This window comes from Streptococcus sp. Marseille-Q4154, from assembly GCF_916700545.1.
Lineage (GTDB): Bacteria > Bacillota > Bacilli > Lactobacillales > Streptococcaceae > Streptococcus > Streptococcus infantis_I.
Window position 1 is genome coordinate 841,146 of sequence record NZ_CAKAKN010000001.1, and the last position, 17,344, is coordinate 858,489.

Genomic DNA, 17,344 nt, shown 5'->3' on the forward strand with positions numbered 1-17,344 from the left:
CCTTAATCTACCTCATAATTCTTAATTTCATTTAGAAAATGAGACATAAAATATTCTTCTAAGTTAATATTCTCACTCCTAATCTCTTTCATAGAGACCTGTTCTACAATTTCTCCATTTTTGATAAAACCAATTTTATCTGCTATCTGTGAAACTTCCGATAATATATGACTCGATATTAGTATTGTAATTCCATGCTCCTTTGAAAGCGACAATAAAAGATTTCGAATTTCTTGAATTCCTATTGGATCTAAACCATTAATTGGCTCATCTAAAATTAACAATTTAGGTTTTGTTAGAAAAGCACGAGCTAAACCAAGCCTCTGTCTCATTCCTAACGAAAAATCTTTTACTTTTTTAGTCGTATTTTTTAATCCGACCATTCTTAAGACTCTTATTACATCTGATTCAGTAATATTTTTCCCCATATACTGAGCGTGAATTTCCAAAATTTCTTTTGCAATGCAATTATCATAAAAAATTGGTGATTCAATAATACTTCCAATCTGACTTAGGATTTCTTCTCTGTGTTCGTGTAGATTTTTCCCAAAAATTTCAATACTACCTGATGTAATTGTTGATAAGGATAACATACATTTCATTAACGTTGTTTTTCCAGCACCATTCGGTCCTAAAAAACCATAGATTTCTCCTTCAGCAATTTGAAGGTTGATACCACTTAAAATTTCTTCTTTATTAATTGTTTTAAAAACTTCTTTTATTTCAACAATATTTCTCATTTCTATCTCTCTTTCTATATCCAGCTTTAAACGCAAGAATTTTTCTCCCGGAGCATAAATACTAACTTATACAGTCTCTTTTTTTATAGAAATCATCAAGGAATTCTCACTTTCCTTCAATTAAACTCAGGTATGCTACTTGGTACTAATATCTTGTCTTGAAATATTAAAAATTGAAAATGAAGTAATCATTAAACTTATGAAACTTGCAAATATCAAAAAGAATAAGTTATCAGCAATATTATTAGATAAACTTCCTGGACTTACATTTGAAAGTAATGCTGCTAAACCAAGTCCTGAAAGCATTGTTATAGCTGTTGAATGTTTAATCATACCTAAAACAAATGGTAATAACCCTATTAGTACTGTTGCAAACGTTATTCCAGCTAAGTTAATTAATTGACTAGCTAGAGGGATATAACTAGATTCAGTTACAACAGCCATGAATCTAATGAATAATTGAATCACTAAATGTGCAGAAAAATGGGCAATAAATGCTATTAGAATGACTGAAAGAATTTTTCCCCAAAGTAACTTTATTTTAGAAATAGGGTAAGAAAACAACTGAAAAATTGTTCTTCGTTTAAATTCATCAATAATAATCGTAGATAATAAATAAGATTCGAAAATCAAAAATGCTGCTTTTGTAAATAAAGATGAAAACAATGAAGCTACAATTGCCCAACCTTCCCATTTACCAGTAATTCTAATAACATTAGAATCCTGTCCAGTAAATTCTCCTAGTTTATTGTCAGTACCTAAACCCATAATAATGATTGCTGTAATACCTAACACTATAAATATAGTACACAACCAGGCTAAAAATAATTTAGATTTAGAAACTTTATTTAATTCAATTTTAATAAGCGACAACATAGATTATTTCCTCCAAAGCGTAAATAAAGAATAAACTATTCAGACTAATCTCGACAAATATTTAAAAATAAGCTTATTCTTCAGACAATGTTACTATACATACTATCGGTATGAATATACTAAAAACAAACATACCTTCAGTATGTATAATGGATTTTTAATAACACACTTAAAGTATGTTATTTTTTAACTATAAATTATGTAAGATAATTTATTGAATTGATAACACATAAATAGAAATTAGTATTAACATGAATGCCATGCGACTACTTATTTACTATTTTTTTAAGTGATCAAATAAGTTGAAAATCACCTCCATCATTTCATCAGAAATTAACTGTACCCCTAGACCTTCAAAAGTAAGTTTAATGAAATTCATTTTACGCTTTAATTCTACTAATGAAAAAACGGAAATTTGAAAACCAATCCAAATATTTAGAGATAAAACAATTAAATCTGCTAGCTCTTCTGGATATTCTGTTTTAATAGATCCATCTTCAACTCCTTCGTAAACCTTTTCTCTAATTTCGGGTAAAAAATCAGAAAATAGACCTAGATACTGCTCTCCTAACAAACGTGGACTTCTTAGCATGATTGAGGCAGAGTAAACGAGCCTTTGGTGTTCAAAATTAGAGAAAGAGTCCATCAAAGAATTTTGTATCTTTTCTAATCCAGTATTTCCTCTCCAATTATAATTTAAAATTTCTTGATTATTTTCGCTAATGATTGTTTGAAGTATATCATATTTAGACTCAAAATGATGATAGATAACACCTTTTGTTAATCCACCTAATCCATCTATGATATCTTGTATTGATGTATTATCAAATCCTTTTTCTAAAAATAGATTTTTAGAGACCTCTAGTATTTTTTTTCTAGTTTCATGTGAGTTTCTATTCCTTGCCATTTTTGTTCCTTTCTATCATACCAATGGTATGTAATTCTATTGTAGTGGAAGTAACTAATAATGTCAAGTTCTTTATTGGAAAATGAAAAAAGCCTTAAAATCAAGGCTTTTCATTATCGCTTCGCTAAAATGTTTTAACGAAGAAGTTACCAGTAGTACCTTTTCTCACTTAGATATTGTTCTTTTTGTTCTCTAGAATTTTCATGATTTCTGATTCCTAACAATTCGTCTGTTGAAGAAACTATTGGGTCTATCCAGTCAGCTTTGGATCTAATCCAATCAATTTCGTCCTTACTAAGTTTCCCTGCTATTTCCAGTTTATCAGCCATCAATCTTAAATCATTTGCTGTTTGAAAATCTTCCAGCATATTAAGAAGAGACATTGTCCGCTTCTTCTCTTCTTCGATTCTATTTTGTAATTTTCTTTTTCGCTCTTGTTCTTCTTCGTATAGTCTTTCTCTCTCTTCACGTTCAAGTCGCAAGTTCTTAACTTTATAATACTCTTGGTAAATTAAAACGATTATTTCTGGGATTGATTGCTCAATCGAGAATTCTTTAGTATCTTTAATGTATTTACCATCTATTATCTTAAATCGGAATTTTCCATTTGGTATATAGTCATACTTCTTTATTCTTGGTTTATAAGCATATCCATTAAATTTAACGCTATCATTGTACTTTGCTAGTTCTTTAGCTTCTTCTTTTGTTAATTCATGACTTACTTTGTCTGTTGATTCTATAACTTCAAAACGAACAATATCCTTGTCAATTTGAATATCCCAATTTGGAGTTACATTATCACCGATTCTTTCAATAACAGTAACTAGTGTATCTAAAAAGCGATATAAGCGTGGAAGATAATTTAGTGAAATATTTTTTACAAATTTAGGTTCTTTTAAATTATTATATCTGTGTCTAGAATCAAAGTAAGGATAGGAAGCAGCTTTTTCCCTCTTATTCCACTCTGTGATTTTATCTCTTAGATTAGCTACAGATTTATGTAATCTCTTATTTGGAGACTGGTTTAAGTTTGAAACGGCTTCTATAATAAGCTCTATTTTATCGTCCTCTAAAAATGATAACGAATTTCTTATACTAGTTGTATCAAGTTTAACAGTATCTTTATTTTTATCTTCCGAACTCTCCTCTTTATGTTTAGCAGGTTTTATTCTATTGTTCTTTAGGCTTTTTCTATCAATATTAACTTCATTTACGTCATTTTGTGGTAATGGAACAATAAGTTCACTTAAATCTTGTCCAGTATTCTTACGATACCAATAACTACCCTTTGGAATTGGGATTTCAAATTCTTTAAGAGCCTCTTTCATAGGCTTTCCGTTTGCCGTTTCATTCGAAAATGCCTTAGATAAACCTGTCATAACCTGTGATGTGTCTGCTCCTGACATTTCAACATTTCTAGAAAATTAGCTACATCTGATGTTTCAAAGTCTGTTGGAATTGAAGTAGCAAGATTTTTCATGCTATCTTGCATTTCTTTTAAAGCCTTACCGGATGCTCCTGTCTTTTGCGTGATAATATCCATTCCTTTATCCACTTCATTAAAGGCAAATAAAGATGCAGCACCTATTGCTACGATAGAAGCTGTTACATGAGCAGATAGACCTTTACCAACTTCAGTGGTCTTATCTCCAACTTCTTTAATTTTATCGCCTGCTTCTTTCATAGAAACAGATAGTGCTGATGGTACTCTTTTGCTTCTTCCTGAAGGGATTTCAGATTCTTTTCTGTTTCGATGATTTCTCTTCGAAGGGCATCATAGTTATCTTGACCCATTTTTCCATTTTCAAGCTGTACTTTTGCCTGTTTATCTGCCTCTTTTAAGGCATTTAGCTTTTCACTGATTTCAGAGATTTCCTTTTGTAGTAACTGCTTTTTTGAGCAAGTAGCTTTGTATTGGAGGATCAAGTTTTAATAGCCTGTTCACATCACGAAGTTGTTACTGTGTTGATTTAATTGTAGAGTTTGCACTTTTTAAGGCTTTATCAAGACCAGTAGTATCTCCACCAATCTCAACAGTAATACCTTTTATTCTATTGGCCACTTACACCCCTCCTTTCATAAAAATGGGCATAAAAAAAGCACCTACTATTTAGTAAGTGCTAGAAATAATCTTCCATGATTAATTTATCAGTAAATCAATTTATTTAAGTTCTTTAGTTCTATTTCATTTATATTTATGTCCGAATAACCATCTTTCAATAATTCTACTCGGACAGATCTAAATAAATCTTCACATACATCTGGACGATTTGATGTTTTTAATCGATCGTCATAATGTACTGTAGTTGTCAGAAATAACTTATCACAATCTATTCTAGTTGGTCGCGTAAATGGATTCCTAGATATATCTGGCTGCTCATCATGATAATGAACCATTGGGTTTCTAGTAAGCATATAAGGTTTTAGTGTTTGACATTTAATATACTCATACTCTGTACCCGAATGTTTATGACAAATATACATATGTGAAGCCACAGCCATTCCATCCGATATAGACGGATAAGGCACTTTCATCCTCACAACATCTTTTTCGCTAATCAATCAGAAGCCTCCCTTCTTCGTCAATATCGACGAATACTGGATTATGGAGTTCTTCATTTTCCGCAAGAGTAAGCATCATATCGAAATGTTTCCCCGTAAGTAATTCCGAATCAGATTTTGAAAATACAAAGTATTTTTTATCTAAATTTATAATTGTTGAGTTTTCTACCATATTTGTTGAATACATTGCATTTAATGCGTTGATCAGTTTCTCATCATTATAATTGAAGTCCGATTCATCTAAATCTACTTGATACTCACCAGACATAATGCGATTTTTTTTTGATTTCCAAAGATTCATCTGATGTGTAAGATCAGATAATTCCTCTTCTGTCATAGTACCAACTATAAAAGCGCATTTTTCAGCCCTTTTAACATTAATAGCTTCAACATTTTTATCATACGCATTCTGAGCCGCCATATTAAAGTTTGCTCTTTCCTTAGTATAATCTCCCCAAACATTACTAAATACCGGACCTTTTTTATACCCTCTTAAATGACTAAAATCAGGTGTTTCTCCAGATACTTTCGTAAGGGCTTCATAAAACAACAAAAATTTTTGCAACTTTAAAGGGGTCTCATATGATGTATTGTTATTATTCTTTAGCCAACCACTTAAAGATAGTTTTCTTTCATTTGAATAAACCATATTCATCCTCCTTTCGTAAATCATTTTATTATACATCAATCTGAAATTAATGTAAATATATTTTCCCATTTTTTTGTGCTTATATTTATCATTATTATACCATAAATAGTCAAGATTTTAAATTAGAACTTATCAAACTCAGCCTGCCCTGCTACTTTACCGTACTTTACCCCATCATTTGATTTCTCAGTCCAGATATCCAGTACCATACCTATGGTTAGTAAATCAAGGAGATATATTCAGCTCTAGAAAACCTTATATTATCTTTATCTAAAACAACCTTATTAACCAATCATATTTACTTTTTGGATAAATAAAATTGCTCTATCACATTTCTTTTCTTTAATAATGCAAATATATCATAAAGAATAAACAATATCAACATAATATAGTAATTTTTCCAGTTTTTAAAAATAATTCCCGTGTACGCATGTCTGATAACTATAAAATTCCTTTGTCAAACACTAATAAAAAACAATGACTTACTAGGTACAGTTACAGAGATTTGCTTCTGTTCCTTTTAGAAACTTATATTTTCATTTTCAGGCATAGTAAAAACATCGTTTTTTTCAAAATAAGGTTTTACCATTTCTTTCCATCTAGCTTTATGAAAATTAATTGAGTTTAAAGGAGATAGGCCATAATTTCCCAATGCATAACCATCATTTACTTCAACAACAAGTATCCTGCCATCACTAGTAGCACCGATATCTAGTCCATAAGCTATTGGCGCATCTTTCCAACATGATATGGCTTTATATCAATTACACTAGGATCAAATTGTGCATGATAATCACCTGTATAGTGCCGAACATCTAATACGCGACCATCTAAAACAAAACAACGCCATTCTGCAATGAATGCTACAACCTCACTAATATTATATCTATAACCGAAAATCTTTCCCTTATTACTCTTTGCTCAAAGATTCCAGTATTTCTCTATAGTCTTCGTAGAAACAATCTCTTGTAACTACCTCACCAGGATTTTTTTTCAAGTAGTAAGAATATATCATTTGGATTAATTCCTTCATCTAAAAAATCTTGCTACAGTAAGCTACATAATCTCATTTCACCTTTACTTGAAAATTTTAAAAATGTTCCATATATTGGAATCATTGACAATAGATTGTATAGACTCTTTTTCATTGTTTTCCTTTTATCTAAGTTTATTAATTTAATCAAATATAACTACCCTATCATTACTGAAGTTATTAAAGGTAAGATTTACTTTATCATAAACTTCCTGAGTTTCCTTATAAATCTTATCCGAAACATATGAAGCTCTCAATTCGGATTTCTCAATAAGCACCCACTTTAACTGAGAGTATGAATATTTTGCAAAAGTAATCCATTGTGCGTAATTTATTGTCATTGGATTTTTTGTAAAGTAGATTTTCCCTGCATTAGCAGATGCGGCTATAGAATGTCCAATAAATAGCATCGTATGTAATTTGGGATGTTTCTCTCTATCCAATGAAAAAGGAATAGAATTTTTTATTGAATGTCCTTCGTTGATTTTCTTAAGGGCGTATCCAATTCTAATTATAACTTCAATAATCATTGTGGATATAGCCATACTACTAAAATGAATGAAATCATAGCCTTCGTAATACATTCCTTGTACTATTTCTGCTATTGTTTGCTCCTCGTCACCAATTTTTCCAAACTGAAACAAATTAAATAATCCCATCAAAGGTGCAGGTAATCCCATTGATGTCGTAATATCAGATTTAAAATGAATTATCTGCTTTGCTATTGCTGCAAAAATATCACTTTCTTTTCTATCTGTGTAATTCTCCATAAATTGAGAAACAATTTTCCCAGTTTTATCAATAGTAGTCATCTTACCATTTAGAATATCACATACACCAATTACTAAACCAAGAAGTGGATCATGTCCAAGAGATAACAATCTATGATAGTATGCAGATAGTCCATTAACATTTACTTTGGTATGACGATTATCTTGAGCGTCAAAAGGGACTTTACTGACCTTTGAATTTGCCAACTTTTCCATTTCTTCTTCAGGGAATCGTTGATTGAACCAATCTCTTACATAATTAGATAAGGGACCACCTTTTAAACCATGCGGAGTTTTCTTAGGTATTCCAATTAAAAGAATATCAATAATCGCTACTAATATACCAGCTCCTGCACAAATCGATATATCAATTTTATCAAGTTTATGAATGTTGTTAAAATCATCTTGCAATGATTGAATAATTGTTTGATTAAGTTCCAATTCTTCGTTCGAGAAGAGTGCATCTAGTTCATTCATTGAACCAACTTCGCACTCCGCTTTTATTACTAAGTCTTCCCATTTAGGTATAACGATAGTTTGTTTTTTAGTTTTGGTATCTATTATTGGTAAATCAGTCAGAGTATAACCTAGCTCTCTCAATAATTTTTCACTTTCCGCTATACGTTCTTCTGCAATAGACATCTCAGGTCTTTTTATTAAATCTAACTCTTTTGTTTGATAAGTTAAAATATTATTGAATTTTTGTTCTTCATCAGAATAAATGAATTTACTCATTGTTATTCACCTAAATCATTTTTCAAATCCTTAATCGCTTGAGTTAAAAGGATATTTAAACTCTGTAAATAATCTAGACGTTCCTTATCAGCATCTGCCTCAGTTTTCAGAGCTTGTATAATAGCTTCATGTTTTTGCAAAGCTTCTTTATATAATCGTTCTTTTTCCTGTTTAAGTTGTTTATTTTTTAGATTAGAAGCTAATAGTATACCGCCTCCGGCTAATACAACGACTGGAGCAGCCATTACAAACACTCCAGCTACCATACCACCTCCAACAACACTGCCAATAGCTGCAAGGCCAGAAGTAATACCCGCAGCTGATAACCCTACAGTACCTAAACCATAAAGAGCAGCAAATGAACCTATCCCACCAATACCTGCTCCCAATGCTCCAGCTAACACTTCTGGGATTGGACTCTCTCTTATTGTACGTGTTTTATCATTAAGAGCTGCCGCGGCCTCATTAATTACGTTTACAACTTGTTGTAGTGATTCTACACTTTGAAATACTAGTTCTTTACTCATAAAAAATCCTCTTTATTTTATTATTTTAATTATACCATGTATAAATTGAAAAACTGCAACATAAAAGTTACAGTCTAACAATATTTATCCAAAAACAGTGTAATGAATTATACCCTATATTTTATCATTCACGAGCAATACTCACACATCAACGTGTGCTTACATCTAGCTTTTCCTTCTAGAAATTTACTAAAGCTAAATTTTGGGTATTAGAGGAATTGAAGTATTCTCTTTCTAATCCTATAGATATGCCTATTCTGTTCGAGTTTCAGCTAAATATATTCCCCATTCAGCTAATTCTTCAGGCAAATCATAAACAGTTTTTCCATTACATTCATAGATTTCAGAGATTCCTGGTGAGGTCTTAGAAAAAGTTTTCCAAGCTGTCACTAGTTCTTCTACAAATTGGATATTATGAGGTTCAAAAAAGTCATTAAATTTCGATAGTTCTTTACTATAAATTGTCACAACATTATAACTATCAAGCATGATCTCATCATGACTTTTATGCCCACCAAATCCAAACTTACTTAATCCATCATTAACAAGCAAATCACCGTATCTAATCAACAGTGCTAGGCATTCCTCTCTTGAACAACCATCAATATAATAAACATCCTTATGGGATTCCTTGATAATATTCTTTGCTATCACTTTTTCTCTATCAATACTGACAGGCAATTCCAAAATAAAAAACAAGGGCTCGTCATGAATCACAATAAAGTGTTGAAAAACCTCTAATATTTTTTCTGCGTGTACATTCGCCATCAAATGATGTTCAGTTAACTTTGTAAATGATTCAAATAGGTTTTCTACCAAGCTAACTTGGTGACCTTTTACTAAATTCAACATTACACATCCTCCAGAAAATTAAAACAATATCCACGTTTATAATCTCATTATATCATTAAAACACAAAAAAAGACTGGAACTTCCCGGTCACAGTCTATTATAAATTTACCTCAGTTCCTTCATCGTTTCGTCGTAAATTCCTTACTCTACGACAGCTGTCCCATGGGCAGAACATCTTCTTCTACTTCGCTGATGCTTCAGCTCGGACAAGCAGTGGTACGGCCTCAGCATGAAACGAGTGAACACTAATTATGGCAGGTAATCTTGTCTGTTCTATAAACTTTTTGACTTTAGAATAAGGTTATCGTTAAATGGTATTAACTAGACAAACTGAGATTTTATTATTTCTTTTTCTTTGGTTTTGGTGCAGGTAACTCATCATACATTGAATTAAATAAGCCGGTCAAATATTCTTTGTTGTCAACATCATCTACCAATAGCATTTCCTTTACACCTTCATACGGCAATTCGTATTCTACATTCGGCATATACGCTATTGCAGATTTGACAGGCTTCACTAAAAATCTATCATCATAAATTCCACCTATGATTTTCCCTCGATAATAAATTATATACTCACCCATCATTTCTCTATATGATATTTCTTCCAATTCGGACAATTGTTCTAAAATGAAATCTAAATATTCTTTACTTGAAGCCATAATCTACACCTCCAAAATTTGCATTGGTCTACAGGATTTTTAATACTTATATTAGTTCAATATGGTGGGGCTTCCGTTTCTACTATGCTACTTCGTAGCTCGTACAAGCAGTGCTACCGCCTCAACATGTGCTGAGAGCTTTCTTCTATACTAATAGACGAAAGGGTGTGAAAATGATTTTTAAATGATACTGTGGAACGGAACAGTAGCCCTAGTATTGACTACTGTCGTTTCTATTCATATTGGCTATTCTAGGACTGAGATGAAAAAATCTATAAATGCTCAGAATAAAATTGAACCCGCAAATCTCCCCAAAACAATGGTGAGTCATGTACTTGTATTATTCCGAAAAAATACACCTCTGGTGCAGTGAGACAAATTGGTGTATCTTATAGTGGCTTCGTAGATGAAAGCTATACTCTACTATCACTCTTTGATGATGTAGAACAAATTGAAAAAGATAATAGACTTCAGACAGCTATTGATGTTGTCAGAGAACAGTTTGGTTTTTTAGCCATACAAAAAGGAACCGTCCTAACTGAAGGTTCCAGAAATATTGAACGCAGTAAACTTATCGGTGGTCATTCCGCGGGTGGATTGGAGGGATTAAAATGAAACAAGAAAAAAATACAGTACAATTTTCAGAAATCCGTAGCAAAGGATGTAATGATATTGAAATGCTTGAAAGATTTTTACATGGAATCGTTGAAACAGCAACTTCAAAACTTCGTCAGAGAAAACTCAAAACAACTGAAATATCGATACGACTAGTACATGCTAAATCTGAAAACCGATTACCATTGGAATTTACATTTAGCATTAAGCCAACAAGCTCATCTGTGATAATCTATACTGAGGTAATCAATCGCTTTAAAGAATGTTACACAGGTGGGGGAATTCAAGGTTTTACGATTCAATTTGATAAAAATACCCTTGCCTCTGCATAGAAAGGATTTGATATGATTGACCGTTCATATTTACCATTTCAATCAGCAAGAGAGTACCAGGATACAAAGATGCAAAAATGGATGGGCTTTTTCCTATCTGAACATGCATCAGCACTCTCTGATGATACAAACAAAGTAACGTACATGTCTGACTTATCACTAGAGAAGAAATTATTACTCCTCAGTCAAGTATACGCCGGGCAGCTACGCACACGCATTCAAGTGATTGAAAAAAACAAGCGTGTTTCCTACACTGGAACAATACCAAGTCTGACCAAAGATTTCATTTTGATAAAAACTACAACAGGTCACATCAATTTGAAATTAAAAGACATTATTAGTATTGAACTTGTCGAGGAGGTGCTCTATGAATCAGCTTGAGTTTCAGCGTAATCACCTACAAATGGACTATTATAGCGAGAGCTACCAAGATTTTGAACGTGACTTCTACCGCTACTCTAACATGAATATTCCATTGACCTTCCTAACTGATGATATCCTAAAAACAATGGCGACTTCACGTAAGAATTACTTTGTCCTCAATAAGGAAAAGTCCAGAGATAACCGCGATCACTTCTTCATATTTGAAGTAAGTACCGTAGATGAGAATCTGCTAATCTATCATTATACATATAAGAAAACTACAATATATTTAGCAGAAAAATAGGAGCAGTTCAATTGACTGTTCCTATTTTTAATATTCATAAAATCTAAAGTCTTTATACTCTTTAACAATGGAGTCGCCAACCAGAACAGACTATACTGACCAGCGACTACCTTAAATTTAATGTTTCAGATTTATTTTCTTATCTCTAATTTCATAAACTACATCTGCTACATTTTCGAGTAATCGTTTATCGTGGGTGATAAACACGATAGTTCCGGTGTACTCCTTCATTAGTATTTCCAAAGCCTCTAAACTTGGTATGTCAAGGAAGTTACTGGGTTCATCCATTATTAGGATGTTATATCTACCCATGAGCATTTTAGCAAGCAACAATTTTATAATTTCTCCACCGCTTAAAACAGATAAACTTTTTCCAATATCGTTCTGTTTGAACCCCATAGATGCTAGCACTGAACGAATTTCTGATATATTGTAGTCACAATCCTTCTGCATAAACTCCATAACATTCTGATTACTGTTGTACTTGTAACCATTCTGTGCAAAGTAACCTATTTTTGCCTTAGGCGAAATAGAAATTCCTTCTTCATGGTTTAAGATCATTTGGATTAAAGTTGTTTTTCCGATTCCATTACCACCAGTTAACGCCACTTTTGCTCCTAACGGAATTTGAAAAGATGCATTTTCAAACAGAGCCTTATCCCCAAATACTTTATTAATTTCTGCACCGACTATAGGGTATGGATTATGGAGCTCCAATGCTTTACTTTGCCTGAAACGAATTCTGCGAATGCCTTCCGGAGCTTCTACTTTTCCTAAGGCCGCAATCCTGTGCTCTAGGGTTTTAGCAGCATTATACATCTTTTTTTCCTTACTTCCTATTGATTTTTGATGAGCTAAACGCCCTCCGTCTTCAGTACTTTTTTTCTTTGAAGAACCTTTTGCCTTCTGTTCTATTTTACGAGCCTGTTTTCGCTTTTCCTCCGCAGCCCTTTCCAATCGGGCACGTTCCGCAATAAATTGTTCGTATTCTGCAGCTTGGCTCTTACGTTCTTCCTCTTTCTGACGAAGATAATCAGAATAGTTTCCCCAATACTCAGTGATTTTGCCATCTTTCAGTTCCCATATTTTATCTACTATTTCATCAAGAAAATAGCGGTCATGGCTAATAACTAACAGTGCACCTGTAAAATATTTTAGCTGTCCTATTAGAAAATCAATTCCTTCACGGTCTAAATGGCTCGTAGGTTCATCCGCTAAAATACCATGAACCTGTGCCGATAAGGCCTGTGCTATTTTAAGCCTTGTTTCTTCACCACCGCTCATAGTCTGTATATTTAATTGCTCAACACCTAGCTTGCCTACAAGTGCAAAATCTTTTTCCTCCTGCAGAGTTACTTCGTCCAACTGGGGAATATAGGCAAGTTCACCCAGACGATTCATTTTACATCCTGGGGGAGTTAATTCTCCTAAAAGTACCCTGAGTAAAGTGCTTTTTCCAGCACCATTTGCTCCTACTAAACCAATACGGTCATAATCATATACTTCTAATTCATTTATATCTAAAACATCGCGTCCTTTGAATTCCACACGAATGTCTTTTGCTTTTAATATTAATTCCATAACATTTCCTCCTGTCTATAATCGCATGCTTTCATTTGCTTGTATGCAGGGAAAACCCTGCGATTTTAGCAGGAAGAGTTACATGAAAATAAGATACATAAATATTCCTCCAATATTGTTTATTTTAAATCTAATTTTCTAACCTCAGTTATCATTTGGCAAACTATAGCAATGCCAATAATTAAAATACCTGATAGTAAAAACCAATGATTTACACCGATTTTATCAGCAAAGAATCCAGAAAGAATTAACCCAATTGGCATAGCAAGTGACATGATACTTCCGATCAAAGAAAATACACGTCCTAAATATTCAGGCTTAATTTTCTCCTGAAAAAGAGCTGTTTGCACACCGCTATAAAATGGCACCGAAAGCCCCATTATTGCACAGCAAACTACGAATATTACAAATCCATTTGGAGGAAGTATTCCCGAAACGGCTAAACTGGTCCCCATTATAAAAAATGAACTTGTTATTAGTAATACATGCTTTTCGAAGCCCCCTAATCTTCCTAATAATAAGCCTCCTGCTAGCATCCCAAATGCAAAGGAAATTTCCGTAATAGAAATATGCACAGGCGTTCCATTAAAGTGTTCCATGCTTATTAAAGGAAATAGTGCATTGATTGGCATATAAACAAAAGTATATAGTGTTCCTAAGAGTAATAAGGCAAACAATCCTTTGTTTTGTCTCAGAACCACAACTCCTTCTTTCATCTCCCTTATGAAATTTGGTTCTAAACTTTGCACTTGATTACCCAGCTTAGGTATACGTACAATTGCTACCGTAATAGATGCAATCACAGCACCCAATACGTCGATGGCAATAATAGCATTTAAATCCCAAACGGAGTATAAGAGTGCTGCAACTGCCGGACTAACAATATAGCTTATAGACTGCAAAGACTGACTATAGCCTGCGCATTTCGTTAGCTGTTCTTCTGGTACTAAAAGTGGTGTAACCGCATTGAGTGCTGGGGTATGAAAAGCTGTTCCAATGCTACGGATAAACAATACTATCATAATCATCCAGACAGGTAGCTCCATACAGAATGCAACAATAGCAAGCACTGCACCAGCTGCTGCGATAATTAAATCGGCACCAATCATTATCTTCTTCCTATCATGACGATCCACTAGCACACCAATGGCAGGTCCCAAAATCGCATAGGGTAAAAAACCTACTAATGAAGCCATAGACAAGACCATCGCAGATCCTGTTTTTTCTGTAAGGTAAAAAATAATCGCCATTTGCAGGATGGCACTAGTGATTAATGATACTGCTTGCCCTGCCCATATTGCATAAAATTTTCGTTTCCAATTGTTGTATTTTTCCATTTATATTATCTCCTGCATATTATTTTGCTTGAATTTCTATTTTGAATAGCATTCTAGGCAATAAAAAATGCAGGCCAAACCCCACAATGTGGCTTTTGGTCTGCATACATACAATTTGGAAACATTCATATTAAAGACATAGTTAAATAAAGGTATAGTTAAATAACCAATATCCTCACCGTAACTAATGAATGCTCAATATCGTATAAATAAGCACAACAAAAAAGCCTATCATCGGGTATAGATTCTGCTTTTTTTATTGCCAGCTTATCTTAAACGCATTGAGGCTGTCATAGTTTCGGTTCCTCCTACATCTTTGTTTATATCAATTTATAGTATAACACAACAAGATGATATGTTCAATATAAAAGTTATGGAATGAGACTCATACTTCCAATTCGATGCCAGATTTAAAGGATATGACGAAGTTTTCTTCATAGACTGTAACGCTCTGGATTATCTTCCTTAGTAGCAAGCGATTAGCTTTCACAAAATCTTCTGTTTGTAGTTTTAAAAATTCATCAGGATTTTCTAACTCAACCTCAAAATATTTCATTTTACATTCCCTCATTTCATTTATTGATAAATTGAGTTTGCAAAAAAGAGTGGACAATTTTTGTCTACTCTTAACCTTTAAAATAGTTTTTTTTAATCGATTTGAAGTTGCCTAAATTATTACTTATTCGGTAAAATGAAGTATTGCTTTCAACAGATTTCCTTCAACTACACTTCACTTGATTCAAACAAGGTGGGTACATTTCTATTCCCACAAACTCCTTGTCAATGGAAACAAACACGTACCCACAGGGTAAATGGAAATAGAAACTGATAATTTCTAGCTATCACTTCTACTCATTCCAAAAATTTTCTCACTCTGATACTTACCCACCATAAAGCAAAAAGCCTTGCAATCAAGGCTTTCATTATCCCTTTCGTTCAAAGGTTTCTAAGCTTTTACGAGCAGAGCGACACACTCAGCGGTTCGCTATCTCCGTTCTGTCTGCGTGCTAGCACTTGTCAATCACGGACAGCTATCGCATGGGCGGAAGTAAATGCTAATCTTCGTCGTTTTACTCCTTGACTAGCAAACTTACCGCCTCAACATGGTGCGTCTGCGGAAACAAATCCACCGGTTGTACTTTCTTCAATTCGTATCCCAATTCTTGATAGAGTTTGATGTCACGTGCCATGGTGGCGACGTTACAGGAGATATAGGCGATGCGGTCAGCTCCTGTTTGGGAGCTTGCCTTGATAAAGCTTTCTGTCAAGCCCTTGCGTGGTGGGTCGACCAAGATAACGGTTGGTTGTATGCCTTCCTTGAGCCAATTCTTCATGGCGTTTTCTGCTGTATCACAGACATAGTGGGCATTGGTGATACCGTTCAGTTCTGCGTTCTTCTGGCTATTTTCTACTGCTTCGGGTATGGCTTCGACACCATAAACTTCCTTAACATGCTTAGCGACTGATAATCCAATGGTTCCAATTCCTGAGTAGGCATCGATTACCACATCATCTTCTCTTAAAGCTGCAAAGTCAATAGCTGTCTGATAGAGCTTCTCTGCCATTTTAGTATTGACCTGGTAAAAGGCTGGTCCCGAGATTTGGAAGCTATTGCCTAACATTTGGTCCGTAATGTAATCCTGACCATAAAGGGTTCGCCATTCTTCCCCAAAAATGGCATTGGTATTCTGGTCATTGATATTTTGCATGACAGACACAATCTCTGGAAACTGCTTGATGACTTGTTCAATCAACTGTTCAACTCGGAAAATTTTAGGACGAGTGGTCACCAAAATGACCATGATTTCTCCAGAATGATGTCCTCGACGAACGACAAGGTTACGAATCAAGCCAGACTGTTCCTTCTCATCATAAGGCTTCAAGTCATATCGACGAAGCAAATCTCGTAAAGCTAAAATAACTTGATCAATCACTGGATCTTGGATGTAAAAATCTTCAAGTGGCATCAAATCATGAGAATTCTTTCGGAAGAAACCAGTCTCCAGTACACCGTTAACGCGACGAACAGGAACCTGAGCCTTGTTACGATACTTGATAGGATTTTCCATGCCAAGTGTATCTGCAACCTCTACATCCGTGATTCCTGCAATCTTATAAAGGCTGTCATTTACTTGTTTTGTTTTAAACTTGAGTTGCTCTGGATAAGCTAGATGTCCCAAGTCAGCAATGCCTGAACGCAGGTAAGCTAAATCTAAGTCTTGGTTACGATGTGGAGATTGTGTAAGATATTCCTCAACCTTACCAAAGCCGATTTTCTTGTTGACTTTAAGGACTCGCATAAGGATTTTTTCAGTCGGAAGAGCATTCTCTACAAAAAAGACCAAGCCATCTACCTTGGCAACACCTGCTCCTTCATGGGTCAAATCGACAATCTCAACTTCTACAATATCATTTTTCTTTAACATAATTTTCACTTTCTATAAGCCGATAAAAAAAGACGGCAACAATCCTGTTACCATCTATTATACCATGAATTGA

At 33.9% G+C, this 17,344-nt stretch carries 19 protein-coding genes and 1 pseudogene; 4 read left to right on the forward strand and 16 right to left on the reverse strand.

Going from position 1 to position 17,344, the window contains the following annotated elements; translation table 11 throughout:
- Nucleotides 1–2 precede the first annotated feature (2 nt).
- The 12 genes and pseudogenes from LG369_RS04235 to LG369_RS04290 form a co-directional block, all read right to left on the reverse strand.
- A complete protein-coding gene (locus tag LG369_RS04235; protein WP_225750496.1) occupies nucleotides 3–740 on the reverse strand; it encodes an ABC transporter ATP-binding protein in 738 nt (245 codons plus the stop codon).
- Nucleotides 741–875: 135 nt separating this feature from the next.
- Entirely contained in the window at nucleotides 876–1,616 is a 741-nt protein-coding gene (locus LG369_RS04240) for an ABC transporter permease (RefSeq protein WP_225750358.1), read from the reverse strand.
- 277 nt (nucleotides 1,617–1,893) lie between these two features.
- Complete coding sequence (locus tag LG369_RS04245; RefSeq protein ID WP_225750359.1) at nucleotides 1,894–2,523, reverse strand: TetR/AcrR family transcriptional regulator; 630 nt, start codon at nucleotides 2,521–2,523, stop codon at nucleotides 1,894–1,896.
- A gap of 146 nt (nucleotides 2,524–2,669) precedes the next feature.
- Nucleotides 2,670–3,929: a cellulose synthase gene (locus LG369_RS04250; RefSeq protein WP_225750360.1), complete on the reverse strand. Its 1,260-nt coding sequence runs from the start codon at nucleotides 3,927–3,929 to the stop codon at nucleotides 2,670–2,672.
- Nucleotides 3,899–4,207, reverse strand: coding sequence for a hypothetical protein (locus tag LG369_RS04255; protein WP_225750361.1), 309 nt, complete (start codon nucleotides 4,205–4,207; stop codon nucleotides 3,899–3,901). The genes LG369_RS04250 and LG369_RS04255 overlap by 31 nt, the downstream gene beginning before the upstream one ends.
- Nucleotides 4,208–4,671: 464 nt before the next feature.
- The gene (locus tag LG369_RS04260) at nucleotides 4,672–5,085 is read right to left on the reverse strand and encodes a hypothetical protein (protein ID WP_225750362.1); all 414 of its coding nucleotides are present in this window, start codon (nucleotides 5,083–5,085) and stop codon (nucleotides 4,672–4,674) included.
- Entirely contained in the window at nucleotides 5,078–5,734 is a 657-nt protein-coding gene (locus LG369_RS04265) for a hypothetical protein (RefSeq protein ID WP_225750363.1), read from the reverse strand. Before LG369_RS04265 ends, LG369_RS04260 begins: the two co-directional genes overlap by 8 nt.
- A 520-nt stretch (nucleotides 5,735–6,254) precedes the next feature.
- A pseudogene (locus LG369_RS04270) lies at nucleotides 6,255–6,625 on the reverse strand (ATP-grasp domain-containing protein); the annotation flags it as partial.
- Between the two features lie 285 nt (nucleotides 6,626–6,910).
- Nucleotides 6,911–8,272, reverse strand: coding sequence for a hypothetical protein (locus LG369_RS04275; protein ID WP_225750364.1), 1,362 nt, complete (start codon nucleotides 8,270–8,272; stop codon nucleotides 6,911–6,913).
- Between the two features lie 2 nt (nucleotides 8,273–8,274).
- A complete protein-coding gene (locus LG369_RS04280; protein WP_225750365.1) occupies nucleotides 8,275–8,799 on the reverse strand; it encodes a hypothetical protein in 525 nt (174 codons plus the stop codon).
- 252 nt (nucleotides 8,800–9,051) lie between these two features.
- Nucleotides 9,052–9,651 (reverse strand): hypothetical protein, encoded by a 600-nt coding sequence (locus tag LG369_RS04285; RefSeq protein WP_225750366.1) that lies wholly within the window; start codon nucleotides 9,649–9,651, stop codon nucleotides 9,052–9,054.
- 341 nt (nucleotides 9,652–9,992) lie between these two features.
- Nucleotides 9,993–10,313: a TfoX/Sxy family protein gene (locus tag LG369_RS04290; RefSeq protein ID WP_225750367.1), complete on the reverse strand. Its 321-nt coding sequence runs from the start codon at nucleotides 10,311–10,313 to the stop codon at nucleotides 9,993–9,995.
- A 369-nt stretch (nucleotides 10,314–10,682) separates the two neighbouring features.
- Here LG369_RS04290 and LG369_RS04295 point away from each other — a divergent pair, with 369 nt between their 5' ends.
- Genes LG369_RS04295 through LG369_RS04310 form a run of 4 tightly spaced genes read left to right on the forward strand, consistent with a single transcriptional unit; the run spans nucleotide 10,683 to nucleotide 11,927 of the window.
- Nucleotides 10,683–10,928: a hypothetical protein gene (locus LG369_RS04295; protein ID WP_001813542.1), complete on the forward strand. Its 246-nt coding sequence runs from the start codon at nucleotides 10,683–10,685 to the stop codon at nucleotides 10,926–10,928.
- On the forward strand, nucleotides 10,925–11,260 hold the full coding sequence (locus tag LG369_RS04300) for a hypothetical protein (protein ID WP_000806926.1): 336 nt from the start codon (nucleotides 10,925–10,927) through the stop codon (nucleotides 11,258–11,260). Before LG369_RS04295 ends, LG369_RS04300 begins: the two co-directional genes overlap by 4 nt.
- Nucleotides 11,261–11,272: 12 nt before the next feature.
- A complete protein-coding gene (locus LG369_RS04305) occupies nucleotides 11,273–11,641 on the forward strand; it encodes a hypothetical protein (RefSeq protein ID WP_000567222.1) in 369 nt (122 codons plus the stop codon).
- Nucleotides 11,628–11,927 carry a DUF5960 family protein gene (locus tag LG369_RS04310; RefSeq protein WP_225750368.1) on the forward strand — a complete coding sequence of 100 codons (300 nt, stop codon included), beginning with the start codon at nucleotides 11,628–11,630 and terminating at the stop codon, nucleotides 11,925–11,927. Before LG369_RS04305 ends, LG369_RS04310 begins: the two co-directional genes overlap by 14 nt.
- Before the next feature lie 117 nt (nucleotides 11,928–12,044).
- Here LG369_RS04310 and msr(D) read toward each other — a convergent pair whose 3' ends face one another.
- The 4 genes from msr(D) to rlmD form a co-directional block, all read right to left on the reverse strand.
- Nucleotides 12,045–13,508 (reverse strand): ABC-F type ribosomal protection protein Msr(D), encoded by a 1,464-nt coding sequence (msr(D), locus tag LG369_RS04315; RefSeq protein ID WP_000420313.1) that lies wholly within the window; start codon nucleotides 13,506–13,508, stop codon nucleotides 12,045–12,047.
- Nucleotides 13,509–13,627: 119 nt separating this feature from the next.
- Nucleotides 13,628–14,845 (reverse strand): macrolide efflux MFS transporter Mef(A), encoded by a 1,218-nt coding sequence (gene mef(A) / locus LG369_RS04320; RefSeq protein WP_000417519.1) that lies wholly within the window; start codon nucleotides 14,843–14,845, stop codon nucleotides 13,628–13,630.
- Between the two features lie 385 nt (nucleotides 14,846–15,230).
- On the reverse strand, nucleotides 15,231–15,401 hold the full coding sequence (locus tag LG369_RS04325) for a hypothetical protein (RefSeq protein ID WP_000873143.1): 171 nt from the start codon (nucleotides 15,399–15,401) through the stop codon (nucleotides 15,231–15,233).
- Nucleotides 15,402–15,915: 514 nt separating this feature from the next.
- Nucleotides 15,916–17,271 (reverse strand): 23S rRNA (uracil(1939)-C(5))-methyltransferase RlmD, encoded by a 1,356-nt coding sequence (gene rlmD, locus LG369_RS04330; protein ID WP_225750369.1) that lies wholly within the window; start codon nucleotides 17,269–17,271, stop codon nucleotides 15,916–15,918.
- Nucleotides 17,272–17,344: the final 73 nt, after the last annotated feature.